Here is a 19,078-nt window from a genome sequence, read left to right as displayed (position 1 = left end):
ACAAAAAGTCCTTTTGCCTGTTTAACTTCACCTTCAGGAGCTTACGTCTCTTTAATGCCATAAACTTAAGCACTTTATTACGTAAAAATTGCTTTGGCAGGTATTTAACAAATATCAGATAAAAAAATCGACCCGGATATTAAACCCGGATCGCTTTGCAATGACTGATCAGAATCAGCTTAATTCAAGAAGTACACTCAAGGCTACCGAGAAGATCGCACAATCGATCAGCTTAGTATTCTGAATATCCCTGAGAGTTGTATGCCAACGCTCCAGCAATTCAGTATTTTTCTGCTGCCAGTGCTCCATACGATGTTCAACACTGCTACCCCTTTCACCCGACTGTAAAACACTTAGGGTGAGTGCCCGATGTTGAATATCCAACTCAATTCGATAGCTGTTTTTCGCCAGGGCCTGCCAGTGATTTGCAGCATTAAACTGACGTATCTCATGGTCGATCCAGATCAGATTCAGATTGGTACCCAAACCAAAGTAGGTCTTTGCCACCAGCTCAACATCTTCATCCATGGTATTGGCAACATCAATCACATCCAGTAACCAGTAGACATTCTCAGTGGCAGCACAAAATGCTGCGAGTGGCTCCGGAATACCCGTACTGGCATAGCCCTGGAACTTCTCTTCCAGTCGACTCGCCGGGATCACCGCACGAATTCGATCAACACTCCCCACCATCTGATCAATTGACGGCTTATAAGTATCCAGACAATACTGCATATTCAAACCGTCACGATGCTGTCTTAATAACCACTGTGTACTCCGGGTCATCAGTTGCATCATATCCTTCATCATCGCCACCTGAGTTTCCGCTGGCACCTGATGATCCAGGGCTTCAATCTGCTGCCACAGATTTTCTACATCATAAATTTCCCGGGAAACCAGATATGCCGCAGCAATCTGCGCATAGCTAACACCGGTTGCATTATGAAGGTTATGAACAAAGGTGATGCCCATACGGTTAACCAGATCGTTAGCGATCTGTGTTGCGATGATTTCACGGCGCAGACGATGGTTATGCAACGCTTCAGGGAATTTCTCTAACAAACGGGCCGGAAATGCGGTTTCCAGCTCTTTTGAGAAACCAGCATCTTCAGTCAACCAGGAATTTATCAGTGCCTGCTTGAGCTCGATACGCGCATAACAAATTAACACCGAAAGCTCAGGGCGAGTAAAGCCAAGCCCCTGCTCTCGACGGTTAGTCAGTTCTTTCTCGGTTGGCAGGAATTCCAGCGCCGGATTCAGTTTACCTTCACGCTTCAGGCTGTTAATCAGACGAATATAATCGTCAATAGACTCTTCAGCATAGGCTTCAGCCATGTTCAGCGCCTGTGCCTGACGGTAGTTATTCTTCAGCACCAGCTCAGCAACATCATCGGTCATATCCCGCAGCAACTGATTACGCTGCTTCATGGTCATATCACCCTGACTGACCAGCTCATTCAGCAATATTTTGATATTTACTTCATGGTCCGAACAATCCACGCCACCGGCGTTATCAATAAAGTCGGTATTTGATGAGCCACCGTTAAGGGCAAACTCGATACGACCTAACTGGGTAAAACCAAGGTTGCCACCCTCACCCAGTACTTTACAGCGTAGCTCGTGGCCATTTACCCGCAGATTATCATTGGCCTTATCACCCACTTCGGCATGGGTTTCCTGAGTCGCCTTAACATAAGTACCGATACCACCGTTCCAGAGCATATCAACCGGCGCTTTAAGCAACGCATTGATCAGATCGTTTGGCGCAAGCCGGTCTTCAGTAATATCAAAACGCTGCTTCATCTGCGGCGTAATATCGATCCATTTAGCGGAGCGTTCAAAAATACCGCCACCTTCACTAATTAGCTCACTGTTATAATCTGTCCAGCTTGAGCGAGGCAGTTCAAACATCCGCTTACGCTCAACAAATGATGGTGCTACCTGTGGATTCGGATCGATAAAGATATGCATATGGTTAAAGGCAGCCACCATACTGATGGTTTCTGACAACAGCATGCCATTACCAAATACATCACCGGCCATATCGCCGACACCGATAACGGTAAACTCTTCCTGCTGCGTATTCACACCCCGCTCACGGAAATGACGTTTAACCGACTCCCAGGCACCGCGTGCGGTAATACCCATGCCCTTATGGTCATAACCCTGACTACCACCGGATGCAAACGCATCGCCAAGCCAGAAACCGTATTCTTCAGAGATTGAGTTGGCAATATCAGAGAAGGTAGCGGTACCTTTGTCTGCTGCGACCACCAGATAAGGATCATCCTCATCGTGTCGCACAACATTCTCAGGATGTACAACTTCACCACCAACCAGGTTATCGGTGATATCCAGTAGGCCCCGAATATAGGTCTTGTAGCATTCAACACCTTCCGCCTGAAACGCTTCACGACCGCCCTTTTCAGGCAAACGCTTACAGATAAAGCATCCTTTCGCGCCCATAGGTACGATAACTGAATTCTTTACCTGCTGCGCTTTCACCAAACCAAGCACTTCGGTACGGTAATCCTCCATTCGGTCGGACCAGCGCAGACCACCCCGGGCAACTTTTCCTGCACGAAGGTGTACGCCTTCCACCCGTGGTGAATAGATGAACACTTCAAATTTAGGTTTAGGTTCTGGAATATCCGGTATGGATTGCGAATCAATCTTGAATGAGAAGTACGGCTTATCAACACCCTCATTCTGCTGATAGAAGTTAGTTCTCAGGGTCGATTTAATAACAATCAGGAAGCGACGCAGAATCTTATCGTCATCAAGACTATTAACCGCTTCCAGTGCCTCAATAATAGTGTTCTCAATCTGCTGTTCTAAGTTAGCATCCTGCTTACCCGGCTTAAAACGACAACGGAACAGTGCCACCAGCTTTTGAGTGATAGCCACATTACGCACCAGCACATCCGCCAGGAATGGCTGTGAGAAACCGAATCGCAGCTGCTTAATGTAACGGCCATAGGCCCGTAACATGGCCACTTCACGCCAATTAAGGCTGGCACCTATAACCAGACGGTTAAATTCATCGCTATCCGCTTGCCCTTCCCAAACCCGGGCAAAGGCTTCCTGAAGAATAGTTTTTACCTGATCCAGATCGATGGCAGACTGATGCCCATAACTTACCCTGAAGTCACTGATCCAGAACTGCTTGCCTTCGCGATCAGTAACAACATAGGGATGTTCACCCAGAACCCGCAACCCCAGGTTTTCCAGCAATGGAATAACTTCTGAGAGAATCAGAGGGTGGTTCATACTGAACAATTTGAACTTCAGAATACCGGACGACTCTTCAAATGAGCGGTAAAAACTCATCGCTATGTCAGAATCAGACTGCAGATTAGAGATATGCTGCAGATCGTACACGGCATTTCCGGTAGAGAAGTTCTCTTTATAAGCCGATGTAAATGAGCTACGGAAACGGTTTACGAAACGACTCCCCTTCTCCTCACCGTAAGCTTCTATCAGACTAACATTCAGATCATCATCCCAGGAACGGGATATCTCCAGAATACGGGCTTCAATAGTAGCCAGATCTACTTTCTGTTGCTGATCAGGGTCACCATAGATAACAAAATGGGTACGTGACAACACGGATTCAGAGATCTGTGAATTGGCGTCAAAATCATGCCCATTCAGACCACTGTATAACATTTCCAGCACGGTATTTCGTAGCTTGGTGGTATACAGATCCCGGGGAATATAATACAGGCAGGAATAAAAGCGCTTACTGGCATCCTGACGTACAAATAAGCAGGCTTTACGCCGTTCCTGCATGTTAAAGATACCGAAGCTGGTCTCTTTAAGATCTGCTGTATCCGCCAGAATAAGCTCTTCACGTGGCATATCTGTCAGTATCTGTACCAGTGCTTTATGACTATGGCCACCCGGCTCAAAACCACAAACGGACAGAATTGAGATCAGTTTCTGACGTACCACCGGAATGCGCAGTGGATTGGTCAGGAACACCGACGAGGTATAAAGACCGTAAAAACGACACTCGCCATTCACCTGACCTTTATCATCGAAACGTTTCACGATAATCAGGTCACGGTAAGCAGGACGATGCACCTTAGAGCGCACCACATCTTTACTGAACATGACCAATCGATCAGCCAGTGCAAATTGCTGCTCTAACTGACTTAAGTCTGCCGTAACTTCAGTATTTCGCTGAGTACCCAGCTGAGTCTCATTCAACGCAGCGGCAGTTACCTTGCCTTTGCTTTGACTGATGCTGACCTCTTCATAGCCCTGAAAGATAAAGTTATCGTCCAGCAGCCAGTCCATCAGTTTGCGGGTTTCTTTTATTTCAGCACTGTTCGCATCACGGTTACGCAGCTCTTCTTTCAGATCCAACACTTTCTGCTTAATAGGCACAAAGTCTTCAACCACGGCTTTTACATTACTCAGCACCTGAATCAGCGACTGACGCAACGCTTCCAGCGCTTCAGGATCAGAGTGGCGTTCAATTTCAAGATACACCAATGATTCAATCTGTGAATTTTCATCCCGGCTTTTTGCCGCTTTTACCGCTTTAAGCTTGTTAGTTTTAGTACGTTCACATGCAAAAACACAGTTATTAATGCCATGAATCGCAAGTTCACGACGATTCAGTTCCATCCGGACCGAATCAACCAGGAACGGCATATCAACATTGTGTATCTGAATGACAGTATGGTTTGAATGCCAGCCATGCTGTTCATAGTCAGGGTTAAAGACCCGAACCTCAGGTGCAGGCGCCTGATAAGTCTGCATCAGTTGCCAATAAGACAGCGCCGTCGAGTAAAGGTATTCCTGTGATCGGCTTTGTAGTTCTTCCGGTGCCGATACACTGAAAAACTGCTCAGCGAACAGCTTCATCGAAGGGATCAGGCTTTTTGTGACCTGAGCACAGAGCTTTTCGGTCAGCAGTTCAAGAATCTGTGATTTGGTCAGACCCACTAAATCATGCATGGTTTGAGACTCCAGATAGCACTCGCTATGTCCGGCTACTAGTTACCGGCTTGTTATTATTCCCTTATCGGCCTATTGCCCGGGCTTTTTACCCCACCAGATTCGCACAAGAAGAGATCCTGCTTTCGGGATCACCTTAGAATAGGCGTAAATCTGATGGATTTATTATTTCAAACGTCAGTATAGGAAATTACCAGAAGTCTTTTTCACTGTATTTTTTCGTTTTATAGCCGTATCCTTTCCTTTCACTATAATAAAACATACGAACAACCAGATTTGTGATTCTCTATGGATAATTTGGATAAACTCGACATAGCAATACTGCGTGAACTGCAAAAAAACGCCCGCATCACAGTGACTGAACTGGCATCCCGGGTAGGCCTGTCGAAGACCCCTTGCCAGATCCGCATGAAGCGACTGGAGGAACAAGGCTACATTCTAGGTTACATCGCGCTGGTTGATCAGAAGAAACTCGGCACCAAGCATGTCGCCTTTGTTCAGGTCACACTGAGTGATACCAAAACCCGCGCTTTACAGGCGTTTAATGAAGCCGTTCGTGAAATTCCAGAGATCGAACAGTGTCATATGATTGCATCTAACTTTGACTATCTGTTAAAAATTCGCACCACCGGTATGGAGTCCTACCGTGAAGTACTGGGCGAAAAAATTTCCTCACTACCCTATGTCGCTCAGACCAGCACCTTTGTGGTGATGGAAGATGTAAAAGATATTGAGTCTAAGCTGTTATAAATTTGCTGCTATAAATTCAACGCTGCTGTGAATTTTATCCTTACTTATTTCAACCCAAATATCAGAGTGAAATATATCTTTTGAATCAAAAAGCGATTTGGCTGGCCCTGTGCGTTGTCTTGATGTGGTCTACCGTAGCCAGTGCATTTAAGCTCACTCTGTCTCTTATCAGCCCGTTACAGATGCTGTGGATTGCAGTCGCTACCAGTGTGGTAATTCTGTTGATAGCGACCATTAAGCAGAACAAACTGACAATGGCCCAACAATATCTGCGTCAGTTTCCAGGCTATTTTCTGCTATTGGCTCTGCTCAACCCTACCTTGTACTACCTCATCCTGTTCGCCGCTTACGACCTGCTACCGGCTCAGCAGGCTCAGGCACTAAACTACACTTGGGCGGTGGTTCTGAGCATTCTGGCTGTGCCTTTTCTCGGCCAGCGATTCACCCTGAAAAACCTTCTCAGTATCATCCTGGCTTACACTGGTGTACTGGTAATCGCTACCGAAGGCAACTTGTTATCACTGGATTTTCAAAACCCTTTAGGTGTGGTGTTAGGTGCAGGAAGCTCAGTTTTTTTTGCCAGTTACTGGATTCTTAACACCCGCAAACCGATGGATGCGGTGGTCTCGCTTCTGCTCTGTTTTGGTCTGAGCCTACCGATGCTTTCAGCTCTGATGTTATGGCAAGGAGGCTTTTCCCCTATGCCCTGGGAGGCAGTCGCAGGGGGAATATATATAGGCACCTTTGAGATGGGCTTCGCTTTTCTGTTATGGATGCAGGCGATGCGAATGACAGATAACACAGCTCAACTAAGTAATCTGGTGTATCTGTCTCCACCTTTATCACTGATACTACTATCAGTACTGGTCGGCGAACCTATTATGTTTTCGACTGTCATTGGATTAATTCTGATTATCAGTGGTGTGCTGTTTCAACAGATCAGACTGTCAGCTAAGTAACATTCCACCTCTCAATGAGATGCGCAAAATTATTCAAACCCACATAATTAATCAGCGCCCGGAGCTGACTTCCACAACAGTAATAGAAATTCAGCTATCGAGGGAAATTGAGCAGAATTCGGGCGACTAAGTCACGAATATAAAATATCCTGTCCTCCGGCACTGAAAACTCTTTACGACGCGTTTCATAGCTCCCCCGCCAGATCAGTTGATTTTGACTGTCCAGTACATCAAGCATAAAAACCCGTTGCACATAACTGAAGACAACCAGTTCTTCATCATAGAAAAACAAAGATCTATGCTGCCTGTGACCGTAACTTCTAAGTCTAGGATAACGATAATAATCCAGTTTATCTTTATCTCTGATCTGATATCCAATCAGCATATCCGGCTTATCTTTGTCATATATAACCCCCCTTAAACTCAGCTCATCAGCCAGGGCCTCTTGCACCCTTTTATCCATCAGACCATCTTGCGATGTCTGATAAGCAGCATCATAATCGGCTGCCCAGGCATAACTTTTGATCGCAGTGAAATCAAAAGAGGGCTCATAATCAACCTTGACCGGGTTCGCATTACAGCCAGCCAGGAGTATCAGATTAAGAACCATTAAAGCTAGAAACTTCATAGCTTTTACCTCTCTTAGAATTAACCTTTCGGTTCGTAATCCCCCTCATTAATTATTAATGTAGACAGCAAAAATCTTAACTTCTTCGAATTACTCTATCGAATCGTTTAGCACTTATTGCGCAGCTGTACCAAACTAAGGGGAGGATATTGCAGTAGTAAAGAACATCGACACACCCTGGGCGATATAAAGCCTCTATTTACGGTGGCTAAAGTTAAGGTTCTAAAGGTCACTATTGCAGATTATTAATGTAGATATCCAAGGGCAGGTGACTATGCTAGGTGAAAATCAAAAGTATGAGATTGATTCAATTATTCCGGCGACAGGCTGGCAAGCCCGTTTTCATTCAGCAAACGGTGCTCATTCAGAACAACCGCTGATATGTTGGGCATTGTGTAACTTCGAAGACCAGCACGATGAGAATAGCAAAGAAGTATTAGGTCTGGTTTTACGCCAGGGAAAACGAGTTCTCTGCGATTGTGACGAAGACTTTATCGAATATGTACCACCCAAACAGTAAGCTATTTTTTGGTATGGCTAATATGAAGTACTAAGCAACATAAAGTCAGAATAATCAGATACAAAAAAACCGCTCTGGTAAGCGGCTTTTTATAATAGAGCGGGTAATGACTAAGCGTTTACTTTTGCTTCCATGTAACGTGCATGGTCTGCAGCGACACGACAACCGTAAACACCCACCTCGCCTTTCCAGCGCATCCAGGTGATAAAGTTACCTACCGCTTCAAGCATCTTTGACAACTTACCTTTGTGCTCAGCCTGATATTCAGAATAACCCATTGCCTGCAGCTCGCCCGCGATACGGCGATCATCACATTCAACTCCGGTAAACACCATTTTCTTCATCGTGGACGTTCCTAACTGGTCAAAATTTAGACGTTAGTATAATGTCGCATTGTGCACCGCACAATACTTTCGTCTAATATTTATCCCCGTTTTCTTGTCGCTTATCAATAAATACCTACATCTAGTCCGGCAGACACATTCATTCCCAACTCAGAGCACTTTTCTAGGAAACCTTCTTGCCAGTCACCACGACACACCAAAGGTGGCTGAACCCAGTTCCAACGTAACCCGGTACAAATAGTCTCAACCGCCCGGCATGTACCGGTACCATCCTGCCCCGCTCGGACATATAGCGCACAGGGTAAACCCTGCTTCACTTCTAAACAGGGGTAGTAACAGCGATCAAAGAAATCCTTAAGGGCACCACTCATATAGCCCAGATTTTCGGTTGTACCCAGGATAATGGCATCACAAGCCAAGACATCAGCTGGCTCAGCGTCGAGCGGAGCGATCAGACGGCAGCTTACATTATCAATATCCTGATGGCTGGCACCTTTTAATACTGCTTCGGCCATTGCCCGGGTATTCTCTGAAGGTGCATGAGCGACAATGAGTAATTGTTTCATCCCACTAATTCCTTAAGTCAGATCCTTCTTTTAGTTCTATTCTCACTATACATCAAGGCTGTAATAAGCCCATTGCTGATTCACAAAGATTTCATTACCTGATGGGTACAATCAACTTAACCAGCATCTGCTCAATAGTTAACAAAAACTTCAATACATGGTCCTATCAGTCAATTATGAGTGATGTCTTGTTATTTAATTTTGATACATAAAATATTAATTTTAACGATTAGCTATTAATAGTAGACCAGATTAAATCGTACTTTGAGTAAACAATGACTGATACTGGTGCTTTACCAACCTTGCATTTTCAAGAGGAATACCCGGACTGATGATACTCTGCTCTGAACACTTACCATTACGCTGCGTTACTTTAATTTATTAATCAATATTGGAAATATCACTTAATATCCAGACAATAAAAAACCGCCATCAGGCGGTTTTATAATCAGCACTTATAAAAAGCACTATTCAATAAAAGTACTCAGCCGTCAGCTGAACCAGATCATCCTGTTCGATATTTACCATCGGATCATTAGCATCCTCAGCATCAAAAATCCGGGCATCCAGGCTCAGCTTCCAGTTATCGCCAAAGCGGCTACTCGCTTCCATAAACAGGCTTTTACTCTGATAATCCAGATCGTAGCCAACACCCGCCAGAAACTCAGTACTAGCCGCATCGTTAAGTGTAATTCGACTACCGATAAACAGATCATTCTGACTCACAGATGAGGCATCTTCACCCCGCTCGTCCCAGCCATACTCAACCAATAAGCCAACATCAGCCGCACTGTCCCGAATACCATAAAAGGTATACTCGACCCCGGCCTGCATCGCACTGTACTGTTCTGTAGGGGTATCCCGCCATAACAGTTCCAGCTTCCACAGCCAGCTATCAATAGTCGCCTGACCATCGAAACCGATTTGATCGATCTGTTCATAGACTGGAATCAGTACCGGATTACCGTTTTTTAAACCCGTTTCAAAACGAGGATCCCGGTTAGTACCGCTAAACCAGTACAAACCTACATCGTAAAGATCAAAGCTCTGACTCCAGCGGATAGCCGTATCTATATGCTGCTCTTCATCATCTGACTGATAGCGGGCCTGATCCGTATCAACTATCAAACCGGTACGTAAACGCCCTTCACTACCGGCAAAGGAACGCTCACGAAAGCCCGGTAGCACAAACAGATCTACAATACCCCAGTCACGTACCAGTGACAGATTAACCATCGGCTGACCCAGTTTGTCTTCTCCATCGCTATCTTCAACAGCGTCGGTCTGATTGATCACATCAACCAGATGGTTAAACTCTGTCACACCCCAGAATACTTTACGCAGACCTGTTCGCAGTTCCCAGTCATCACCTACGTGAATCCAGCTAAGCTCGCGGATATCTCCGTGGGTACGTTCCTCATCATGCTGATCTAAACGATAAAACGGGGTAAAGGTAACAGTGTCACTGCCATTATTAAGCTCCCAGAACAACTCAGGCTCAATCGCCACAGATGACGCTATGTGATAATCCTGATCCTGAAACTGTCCCTCTTCCAGATACCCTCTGAGTTCTCCGGAAGCCTTACCGCTGAATTCAAAATAGACCTCTTCAGCCTGGCTGACAGGTATCATCAATAGCGCCGCCAGACTGATAGAAAGTACTCTCATATCCATTTTAGCGCGCCCGTTTCAGGGAGTTTTTATTAAAATCTTTATCACTCAGCCCTACTCTGAACTGATAGTTGCCCCACTTCAGATCGGTACTTTTACCGTTCTGATGGTTGGTCATCTGCTGCAGGTCCGCACGCCAGTATTTATCCAGGTATTGCTGATAACCACTAAATGTCAGGGTTTTGAGAAGACTGTTTTTCCGGTCGTAGAACTCAACTTTCCAGATCCGGTATTCCTCATGATCCATCCAGACAACCCGACGGGTATAACCTGAATTTTTATCCACCGGATACTGGTCAACCACGAAACACTGTCCTGCTTCGCACGCCTCATCCTGAATAAACTTATAGCTGTACTTTTCAATTTCAAAAGACGACAGGTCTTCAAACGCGAATTCTGATCCCATAAACGGGCCTGACTTATTACGAGACGCGATTCGCTTTACCCGTTTCAGGGCTGGCAGATAGAGCCATTGATCATCAGCACCCACCGGATGAGAGAAACTCAGAAACGCAGTGCCTTTAACATCTCTTGGCTTATCAAACACAGACAGACTTTTATCACCGTCATTTTCCTGCTCTAGTGATTTAAGCCTAATCTCCCGAACACTCTCTTCACCCTGTTTATTACGCAGCACCATCAGCATATCAGCCTGCATATCTCCCCAGCCTAAATCCCGCTGTTTAGCTTCCTTTGCTATCTCTAGTCCGCGCTCTTCAGGCGTCTGCGCCATTACAGGGCTACTAAGCAAAACAGCTGTCAGCAGCAGGTTTATAGGTTTAATCATATTCATTTTTCAACTCCGACAGAATTCTCAACTGTAATCTTTTCCTTGTTACCATCCAGCTTCATCAGCAGTGGCGGTAAGAACAGGAAATCGACAATAAGGGCAATCAGGATAGTAACTGCTGTCAGGAAGCCCATATCAGCATTCAATTTAAAGCTGGACTGCGCCAACACCATAAAGCCACAGACAAGGACAAAAGTGGTTACCCATAATGCTCGCCCAACACTACCAAAGGCATAACGTACGGCCGCTTCAGCATCAGCATTTCTGTGGCGACGAGCATGTAAATACTTACTCAGGAAGTGCACAGTATCATCAACCACAATACCCAGGGTCATGCCTGCTACAACGGATAAACCCAGGCCTACCTGACCATCAATCAGGTACCACATACCAAAGCCCATCATCGCCGGCGCCAGGTTCGGTATCAAAGAGATCAGTCCGAAACGCACTGAGCGTAATGCAATGCCAAGTAATAGCGAAATCAGTACCAGGGCCAGAGCGATACCGGTCAGCATACTTTGAATATTACGCTGACTGATATGGGCAAACATCAGGTTAGGCCCGGTGACCTGAGCATTGTATTCACTGGCATTGGTTTTAAACCAGTTATTAATGCGTTCCTCTAACTTAACCAGCTCATTACTTGTCATGTTTCTGAAGGTACCGATTAAGCGTACTGAAGACTTATCGACGTTCAACTGATTATTCAGATCCAGACCATAAGGCAGAGACATCTCATACAGCAGCAAGTACTGCGCAGAGAGTTCCCGATCTTCCGGCAGCCTGTAATATGTTTCATCATCAGCATGCATGTTTTTGTTCAGACGCATCAGCGTATCACTGAGTGTATTCACATGATCGGTTTCCGGCTGTTCACGTAACCAATCAGAGAAAGCTCCCAGCTTCATCAGATAGTTTGGATCATTAATGCCGCTTGACTCGCCACTGTTAATAGAAATCTCCAGCTGAGTCATGCCCGACAGGTTATCCTGCATAAAATCGGTTGCCTGACGGAAAGGTACTGAAGTATCAAAGTATTTAACAAAATCATCATTGAGACGGTTCTGTGGCAGGAAGGCGATCAGCGCAATCATAATAACGCTCATACCCGGCAATAGCAGTTTACGCTTGTCGGTAACAAACCCCGCCAATGAACGGGTCCAGTCCCGGTCTTCCTCGGTGCGTACTTTTACCCGCACCGGCAAAATCATCAGCAATGCTGGGAACAGTGTGACTGAGAACACAAAAGCCAACATTACGCCTGCCGCTACGATATTACCCAGATCACGGAACGGAGGAGAGTCAGAGAAGTTCATACTGAGGAAGCCAATCGCCGTTGTCACGCTGGTCAACATAATCGGCTGAAAATTGATCCGCAGACTATCAAGCAGTGCTTTTTTCTTTTCCTCTCCCTGACGCATCTCATAGAACATTGTGCTCAGAATATGAACACAGTCCGCAACCGCCAGTGTCAGAATCATCGTAGGCGCACCCGCTGAAGGCCCGGTCAGATATAATCCGCCCCAACCAGCAAGTCCCATTGCAGAGGCGATACTGGCAGCAATGATCACCACAGTAGAGAGCGTACCGCTAAAGGTGCGCAGCAAAAACAGCATGGTAATAATCACCACCCCGAACATAGCCGGCACCAGAGTAGCATTATCCTCCAACGAGGATTCAGCAAAGCTGTTATTCATCATAACGATACCGGATAGCTTAATCTCAAGCCCCGGATTTTCAGCCATAAACTGCTGCTGAATCTCCCTCACTTTTGCGACAACTTCAGGCACTTCCGCAACCGGATCGATACCCGGTAACTGAACCGTTACGTTTACAATCGTCACATGGCCCTGCTCAGAGACAATCTTATTCAGTAACTGAGGCTCACTGATCGAAATTTGTCTGATCCGGTCCAGTGCAGGCTGATCCAGCTCGACACCTTCCATCACCAGATCTTCCACGATCATGTCATCCTCTTCCGCCCAGGTATATTGGAAGTTTGTAATCGAATCAACCCGGGTAGAGTAAGGCACCTGCCAGGCATCAGTCGTCATCCGACCGACAATATCCAGCGTTTCAGGTGTGAAAACATTGCCATCGGCAGGCACCACAATAAAAGAGACGTTGTCGCTTTTGTTATAGATGTTCTGCATCGACTCATAGGCGATCAACTGGGGGTTTTCATCACTGAAAAAGACCCGATAGTCACTTTTAAAAACCAGGTTTTTAGCACCGGCAGCAGCCAGAACCACCAGCACTATGGTGAACAGCACAACCAGTATTGGATGTCGCAGCACTGAAGCAAATAGTTTTTCCTTCATATGAAAGCCTTTAAAATGACGAAACGTCATTATTGTTATTAAAAAAAACGGCCGACGCCGTTGGTTTATTTATGTTTCAGCTTAATTTGGCTGAAGCTCCACTCCCTTGGCGCGCAACATCTCAACTTCTACTGCAAAAATCTCGCTACGAAAGCGTTGCAGGGTTAAATTGTAGTCAAACTCAGAAAATAATGGGCGCCAGTGCAATCCATCCAGTAACAGATTGATATTATTAAGTAACGCCTGCTCACTATCCAACTGCGCCCGGACACTACACTGTTCAAAGTCCTTACTCAGTAACGAGATTGAACCAAACGCAGTAGACCAGTTAGAAAAAGCGATCTGCTCAGAAGTCAGTTGATACGGATTCTCGCATTCACGATCTGCAAGAGCCTGCTCAATAACGGCAATAATGCCACCGCTGATTTTAGCTTCCAGCTGACGATGCTCTTCCCGCTGTCGATCTGATGCTTTTTCAGTCACCCCTGGTGATTTAGCCGTAATAACAAGCATAAACATCATCGGATAAAGACGAGAGTAAAGCAGATAGGAAAAGTGTATTGCCAGTATCCGTTCCCGGCTGGTTCCTTCGAACTGTCGTGCCCGCTCAAACAACCCACCCAGCAGATCCATACCCCTGTTACAAATTGCCAGTAACAGGTCTTCCTTACCGGAAAAGTGTCCGTATACAGTCCCTTTCGAATAAGGTACCTCACGAACAAGCTTATCCATTGTTAAGCCTTCCACACCCTGTTTCATAATCAGGTCCATCGCCGCATCAAGCAGAATCTGCTCGCGATTATGAAGGGTTTGAAGATCAACCTGACGTGGACTCATGGATAACACAACCTATAAATGACGATTCGTCAATTATAGACATGGAATTTTATACTTCAAGTCCTGATGGATAGATATAACAAACTAATTTGATAGTAAAAGTTGGCACCGGTTCAATGTAAGAATGGATCGCGCGACAGAGCACGCATGAATAGTCTCAGTAATATTCTTTAATTTTCTGTGCTGCCAGATCCGTATCAACAGTCACAAGAATATCAGCCTCTCGTCTTCCCTGAGATTTACCCCGGGCAAACTGATGGTTTTGCTCCATAAATTGTCTTTTTTCGGAGTTATATCGTCTATCAATGATTGAGGTACGTCGCTCAGCACCCTGGTATGCATTATGTAGATAAAGAACACGCCACTCCCTTGCATCATCAAGGGTGCGCAAATCAGCGCTAATAGGGTCCCCCACCTCATCAATCCAATAATAAATGATGCCATCATCGGTCAGATCTTTAACTAATTTCATAGACTTATCCCTGTGCTACCCGAGCACTAAACCTTTCGTTTCATCCGAATATCATTCCAGTCTAGTCGGGCATTGAGGATATTTCGAAGCGGCATCACTCATTTTGGGGGTTATATTAAAACCCGCTAGCAACGCATGAGTGATGATGACTTAAATCTGATTAACTAAGGGTTAAAGTAACAATAAATTAAACTAACTAAGCCTTAATAAATTAGCACACCAGTCTGTCAGTTCAGGATACTGGTCAACATCAAGAACAAACTCCTGCCCTCGTGCTGCAGACTGCAACCGGCAGTAACGCTCATCTCTGGACCAGCGTTCAGGTTTAGCGTGATAGCTCAGCGGAGTCCGGGTTTCAGGATAAAACCACTCAGGTAACCGCCAGGCTGAAGGATTAGGAGAATCGGGATGAGTCAGCTGTAGCTCAGAATGATATTCTGTGAATACACCTGAGGCAGGCAGATCATAAATACCTGGTAACATCAGGGATTCTGCGGACAGATAGAGCGTATTATTAGCGTCTGAACCACCTTGTAGATGTGGATGATAATTTAACCAGAGTGATGCACTCAGATCTGAGCTATCGACATTCAGTATCTTACCAATACTCATCCAGCCCCATATGATATGCCGGGGACGGGACCCCGGCACAAAACGCCAGCGCCGGTTATGTATCTCAGCATCCCTGAACAAACCAAAAAACAGAAACAGGTCACCCGTTGTTATTTCTTGCTTACGCAGGTGCCCCTGAGCTGATCCGGTCTGTCCAAGTAATGGTCGCCAACCGCTCGCTCGGGAAAGATAGTTTCGATCAAGGTCAGGATCTATATGAGCCCCCGTAGAACCTTTCACCCGTCCCCGGCTTAACTGTGAAACAAGGCGTCCACTATTTACCCCCGGATACTGTAAATCTGAATACCGTACAGAAGAGGCTGTATCGGGAATAGGCAACGAAAGGAGTCGTCCATCGGGTAGAATCGGACTTGGACAGCCTCCTGCCGAGGAATCAAAACCTTTGCGACTGAGAATCAGCTTCATGTTTAACTAAGGCTCAAATGATTGCTTTTAACCCATATAAGGCTACCGGCAGACACTTTATAAGACTTACCCTTGCCGGAATACATTCGGGTCCAGTACCCGGCATAGTAGACTCCGCCTTCGTCCGAGAGACTACCTGAGATCACATATATCTCTAACCCATCAACGGCATAACTGAAATCGAGTTCCGCATCAGCGATACAACGAAACATCTCAACCTGTTCATTCGCAAACTGATGCAACTGTAAATGTTTACAAACACCCGGTTGCTGTACCAGAGCCTTGCGAGTGTCGATACAGATATGAGCACTGTCTTCAGCCTGAAACTGATGTAATTTCACCAGAATAGTACAGCCTTCTTTACTAAACGGGGCATGGCTAAACCCCTCAGGATTACGAAAATATGTTCCCGCCGGGTAATCACCGGTTTCATCTGAGAAGACGCCCTGCAATACCAGAATCTCTTCGCCTTTCGGGTGGCCATGGGCGGAAAAAGATGCCCCAGCATCATATTTCACAATACTGGTCGCATGACCACGCTCTGCATCTTCACGGGCAAGGGGCTTGCGCCATACACCCGACATAGGGCTGGCAACCCATTCCTGTCCAAGAGTATCAATGGTTACCGATTTGGAATAATCCATGTTTATCATAGTCTTATAGACTCCCGGTATATTCTTACAACATATTAATGAAGATCTTGATATAAATTATTCCTGCACAGCCCCTAGCGTACTATTATTTTCTGTTCATAGTTTGTTACTGGGCAGTGCTAGCTCTCAGCACTGAAACTTGATGCAAATCAAGAAACCACCCAAAAGCCAACAATTCACACATAAAAAATAGGTCATTTAAGACCCTGGCAAGCCATTCTGTTAAAGTGCATTCTACCCATAATTGATGGGAATGATTCTCAGTATTCGAAAAAAAACTACCAAACTAATTCGTCGAATCGATGCTAAAACTTAATAATAAGAACAAGCTGTTTTACAGCATCCTGTCATTACTGCTGCTTGGTCTGCTGGCATCGACGCTGGTCGCCTATTCTGAGGTCCGTCACAATCTACACAAGTCGTTACAAGAGGAGCAATTACTAAAAGCCAATCTTGCATCGGTACAACTGAGCCGTTGGTTTAACGACAATCTGGATATTATCGCAAACTTTGCTAAGACAATGTCCGACAGCGATCAACCTTTACGACAAAATTCCAACTTTGAGTTCTATCTTAATCAGACCTTTAAAGCTAAAAACTTCTATTACCTCTACTATGGATTAGAGAGCGACGGTTATAGCTGGTTTGTTAACTGGGATATCCCTCCGGGTTATGACCCCCGAACCCGCCCCTGGTATCAGGCCAGTAAAGCAGCAGGAAAGCCGGTCATGACCGATCCCTACCTTGGTTTTGATGCTAACAATCAGCGCTATATAGCAATTACCGCCCCGATATTCAGGAATGAACAATTTACCGGGGTTGTCTCAGGGGATCTTGCGCTTGATTTCGTTACCCAAACGGTGCTCGATATAAAACTGGGAATGGGGGGCTACGCCTTTCTTGCTGAGCAAAATGGCAATATTCTCATTCATCCGAATCAGGAACTACATAATACTGGTATCAAACAGCTGCCAGGTCTGAATAATCGCTCACTATCTTCAATATTGAGTAGCAGTGATAAAACACTTCTAAATACTCAGGATTTCTTATACTGCTCCTTTCCTATCGCCAACTCGGACTGGTATCTGGTTTTTACTATTCCTAAGCGCATCCTGAACTCTGTTATCGTTAGCAACACGCTCAGCCTGCTAGCCTATTTTCTCGCGATTTTCAGCTTTATCGCCCTACTCTTCTACACCCTTAACCGAAAGGTTCTGACCCCGTTAATGGAGTTTCTTGAACAGGATGCGATCACCGGACTACCAAATAAAAAGCACTTCAAACAACTGGTAGCCGATCAGTATCTGAACCCCGGACAGGACGGTATGCTTCAGATCATCAGTATCGATGATTTCAATCAGTTGACGGCAACTTACCCCAGCCAGGTCATAAACGAACTGCAGAAGCAGATCTGTAGTCGTATCCAGTCTTCATTTAATGACCGGTCAATCTTAGGTGTATTCTCTGAGAGCCGGTTCATTGGCTATAGCCCAAACACTGAGCAACTGGAAGAGCGCGATCGCATTCTGCAATTACAACAGTTAAACGACAACCTCAACCGGGTTTACCGTATCGCTGATCATCAGCTTAACTGCTCAATAAGAATCGGAGCCAGTTTCTTCCCACAACATGGTGATGGTATTGAATCACTCATTGATAAAGCCTTTTCTGTTATGGCCCTGGCGAAAAAGCAACGCAAAACTGATATCAGCATCTACTCTCCTGATATAGATTCCCAGTTAAGTAATGATCTGCTGATTGCCAGTGCGATACGCAATGCCCTGCGAAATAAAGAATTTCATATGGTTTATCAGCCCCAATATGATTTTTCTAACCATAAATTCAATGCTGTTGAAGCGCTTATTCGCTGGAACTCTAAAGAGCTACAACGCACCGTTTCACCTTATGAATTTATTCCGGTTGCTGAAGCTTCGAGTCTTATCATCAAACTGGGATACGCTGTCATTGAGATGGTCGGGCAACAGATCAGCGAATGGAATAAACAAGAAATAAAATTCGACAGAGTAAGCATCAACATCTCACCTAAGCAGCTGCAACAGGATGATTTTCAGCTTCAGTTAGAAACTATTCTGAAAAAGTACGGGGTTTCTCCTGATCAGGTTGAACTGGAAATCACTGAGACAACGCTTATGGAGCACCCTGAAAACAGTATTCATAAGCTGGAGTTACTACAGCAAGCAGGCTTTACTATCGCGATAGATGACTTTGGTACCGGCTACTCATCTATGCAGTACCTGGCAGATATCCCACTTAGCAAGCTCAAAATTGATCGCGCCTTTATTACTGAATTAGAAACTAATAAAAAGAATCAGCTAATTGTAAAAATGATCACTGATATGGCCCTGGCAATGAACTTTACCGTTCTGGCTGAAGGCGCTGAAACCCTGGATCAGGTAAAACGGCTCAATACAATGGGCTGCCACATGATTCAGGGGTACTACTACGCCAAGCCAATGCCCTCGACAGATCTGCTTAGCTTTATCAGAGAAAGCCACAACAGTGCCGCTATTGGAGAGTTTATTAACGGCACAATCGAATGA

The 19,078-nt window shown here is 45.4% G+C and carries 15 protein-coding genes; 4 read left to right on the top strand and 11 right to left on the bottom strand.

From position 1 onward, the window contains the following. Positions 1-174 precede the first annotated feature (174 nt). Positions 175-4,968 (bottom strand): NAD-glutamate dehydrogenase, encoded by a 4,794-nt coding sequence (locus EHS89_RS04830; protein WP_124925001.1) that lies wholly within the window; start codon positions 4,966-4,968, stop codon positions 175-177. 288 nt (positions 4,969-5,256) lie between these two features. Between EHS89_RS04830 and EHS89_RS04825 the strand changes: the two genes are divergently transcribed. Both EHS89_RS04825 and EHS89_RS04820 read left to right on the top strand, forming a co-directional pair. Next, a complete protein-coding gene (locus EHS89_RS04825; RefSeq protein ID WP_124925000.1) occupies positions 5,257-5,718 on the top strand; it encodes an Lrp/AsnC family transcriptional regulator in 462 nt (153 codons plus the stop codon). 80 nt (positions 5,719-5,798) lie between these two features. Further along, a complete protein-coding gene (locus tag EHS89_RS04820) occupies positions 5,799-6,677 on the top strand; it encodes a DMT family transporter (protein WP_124924999.1) in 879 nt (292 codons plus the stop codon). A 94-nt stretch (positions 6,678-6,771) separates the two neighbouring features. Here the strand turns inward: EHS89_RS04820 and EHS89_RS04815 are convergent, their stop codons facing one another. Beyond that, a complete protein-coding gene (locus EHS89_RS04815) occupies positions 6,772-7,305 on the bottom strand; it encodes a DUF4136 domain-containing protein (protein ID WP_124924998.1) in 534 nt (177 codons plus the stop codon). Positions 7,306-7,579: 274 nt separating this feature from the next. On the opposite strand from EHS89_RS04815, the gene EHS89_RS04810 reads away from it, so the two are divergent. Continuing rightward, positions 7,580-7,825: a DUF6253 family protein gene (locus EHS89_RS04810; RefSeq protein ID WP_124924997.1), complete on the top strand. Its 246-nt coding sequence runs from the start codon at positions 7,580-7,582 to the stop codon at positions 7,823-7,825. 110 nt (positions 7,826-7,935) lie between these two features. Here EHS89_RS04810 and EHS89_RS04805 read toward each other — a convergent pair whose 3' ends face one another. From EHS89_RS04805 to EHS89_RS04765, 9 genes are all read right to left on the bottom strand, one after another. Further along, positions 7,936-8,169 carry a hypothetical protein gene (locus EHS89_RS04805; RefSeq protein WP_124924996.1) on the bottom strand — a complete coding sequence of 78 codons (234 nt, stop codon included), beginning with the start codon at positions 8,167-8,169 and terminating at the stop codon, positions 7,936-7,938. Between the two features lie 104 nt (positions 8,170-8,273). After that, entirely contained in the window at positions 8,274-8,735 is a 462-nt protein-coding gene (locus EHS89_RS04800; RefSeq protein ID WP_124924995.1) for a flavodoxin family protein, read from the bottom strand. 471 nt (positions 8,736-9,206) lie between these two features. Continuing rightward, on the bottom strand, positions 9,207-10,409 hold the full coding sequence (locus EHS89_RS04795) for a hypothetical protein (RefSeq protein ID WP_124924994.1): 1,203 nt from the start codon (positions 10,407-10,409) through the stop codon (positions 9,207-9,209). A 1-nt stretch (position 10,410) separates the two neighbouring features. Then, entirely contained in the window at positions 10,411-11,199 is a 789-nt protein-coding gene (locus EHS89_RS04790) for an outer membrane lipoprotein-sorting protein (RefSeq protein WP_124924993.1), read from the bottom strand. After that, positions 11,196-13,517 (bottom strand): efflux RND transporter permease subunit, encoded by a 2,322-nt coding sequence (locus tag EHS89_RS04785; RefSeq protein WP_124924992.1) that lies wholly within the window; start codon positions 13,515-13,517, stop codon positions 11,196-11,198. The genes EHS89_RS04790 and EHS89_RS04785 overlap by 4 nt, the downstream gene beginning before the upstream one ends. Before the next feature lie 81 nt (positions 13,518-13,598). After that, the gene (locus tag EHS89_RS04780) at positions 13,599-14,354 is read right to left on the bottom strand and encodes a TetR/AcrR family transcriptional regulator (protein ID WP_124924991.1); all 756 of its coding nucleotides are present in this window, start codon (positions 14,352-14,354) and stop codon (positions 13,599-13,601) included. Between the two features lie 157 nt (positions 14,355-14,511). Then, positions 14,512-14,826 (bottom strand): hypothetical protein, encoded by a 315-nt coding sequence (locus EHS89_RS04775; RefSeq protein ID WP_124924990.1) that lies wholly within the window; start codon positions 14,824-14,826, stop codon positions 14,512-14,514. A gap of 192 nt (positions 14,827-15,018) precedes the next feature. Beyond that, entirely contained in the window at positions 15,019-15,864 is an 846-nt protein-coding gene (locus EHS89_RS04770; RefSeq protein ID WP_124924989.1) for an Nmad3 family putative nucleotide modification protein, read from the bottom strand. A gap of 2 nt (positions 15,865-15,866) precedes the next feature. Continuing rightward, entirely contained in the window at positions 15,867-16,517 is a 651-nt protein-coding gene (locus tag EHS89_RS04765) for a cupin domain-containing protein (RefSeq protein ID WP_124924988.1), read from the bottom strand. Between the two features lie 302 nt (positions 16,518-16,819). On the opposite strand from EHS89_RS04765, the gene EHS89_RS04760 reads away from it, so the two are divergent. Beyond that, positions 16,820-19,078 (top strand): bifunctional diguanylate cyclase/phosphodiesterase, encoded by a 2,259-nt coding sequence (locus EHS89_RS04760; protein WP_124924987.1) that lies wholly within the window; start codon positions 16,820-16,822, stop codon positions 19,076-19,078.

It is taken from the genome of Amphritea balenae (assembly GCF_003858655.1).
Classification (GTDB): Bacteria; Pseudomonadota; Gammaproteobacteria; order Pseudomonadales; family Balneatricaceae; genus Amphritea; species Amphritea balenae.
The sequence above is the reverse complement of the archived record's forward strand: the minus strand, read 5'-3'. Positions and strand labels throughout refer to the sequence as shown.

Excerpts from the sequence above, each read along its gene's own strand:
- EHS89_RS04770 (WP_124924989.1), bottom strand. The coding sequence starts at position 15,864 with ATGAAGCTGATTCTCAGTCGCAAAGGTTTTGATTCCTCGGCAGGAGGC.
- EHS89_RS04805 (WP_124924996.1), bottom strand. The coding sequence starts at position 8,169 with ATGAAGAAAATGGTGTTTACCGGAGTTGAATGTGATGATCGCCGTATC.
- EHS89_RS04790 (WP_124924993.1), bottom strand. The coding sequence starts at position 11,199 with ATGAATATGATTAAACCTATAAACCTGCTGCTGACAGCTGTTTTGCTT.
- EHS89_RS04775 (WP_124924990.1), bottom strand. The coding sequence starts at position 14,826 with ATGAAATTAGTTAAAGATCTGACCGATGATGGCATCATTTATTATTGG.
- EHS89_RS04795 (WP_124924994.1), bottom strand. The coding sequence starts at position 10,409 with ATGGATATGAGAGTACTTTCTATCAGTCTGGCGGCGCTATTGATGATA.
- EHS89_RS04815 (WP_124924998.1), bottom strand. The coding sequence starts at position 7,305 with ATGAAGTTTCTAGCTTTAATGGTTCTTAATCTGATACTCCTGGCTGGC.
- EHS89_RS04760 (WP_124924987.1), top strand. The coding sequence starts at position 16,820 with ATGCTAAAACTTAATAATAAGAACAAGCTGTTTTACAGCATCCTGTCA.
- EHS89_RS04765 (WP_124924988.1), bottom strand. The coding sequence starts at position 16,517 with ATGATAAACATGGATTATTCCAAATCGGTAACCATTGATACTCTTGGA.
- EHS89_RS04785 (WP_124924992.1), bottom strand. The coding sequence starts at position 13,517 with ATGAAGGAAAAACTATTTGCTTCAGTGCTGCGACATCCAATACTGGTT.
- EHS89_RS04800 (WP_124924995.1), bottom strand. The coding sequence starts at position 8,735 with ATGAAACAATTACTCATTGTCGCTCATGCACCTTCAGAGAATACCCGG.
- EHS89_RS04825 (WP_124925000.1), top strand. The coding sequence starts at position 5,257 with ATGGATAATTTGGATAAACTCGACATAGCAATACTGCGTGAACTGCAA.
- EHS89_RS04830 (WP_124925001.1), bottom strand. The coding sequence starts at position 4,968 with ATGCATGATTTAGTGGGTCTGACCAAATCACAGATTCTTGAACTGCTG.
- EHS89_RS04780 (WP_124924991.1), bottom strand. The coding sequence starts at position 14,354 with ATGAGTCCACGTCAGGTTGATCTTCAAACCCTTCATAATCGCGAGCAG.
- EHS89_RS04810 (WP_124924997.1), top strand. The coding sequence starts at position 7,580 with ATGCTAGGTGAAAATCAAAAGTATGAGATTGATTCAATTATTCCGGCG.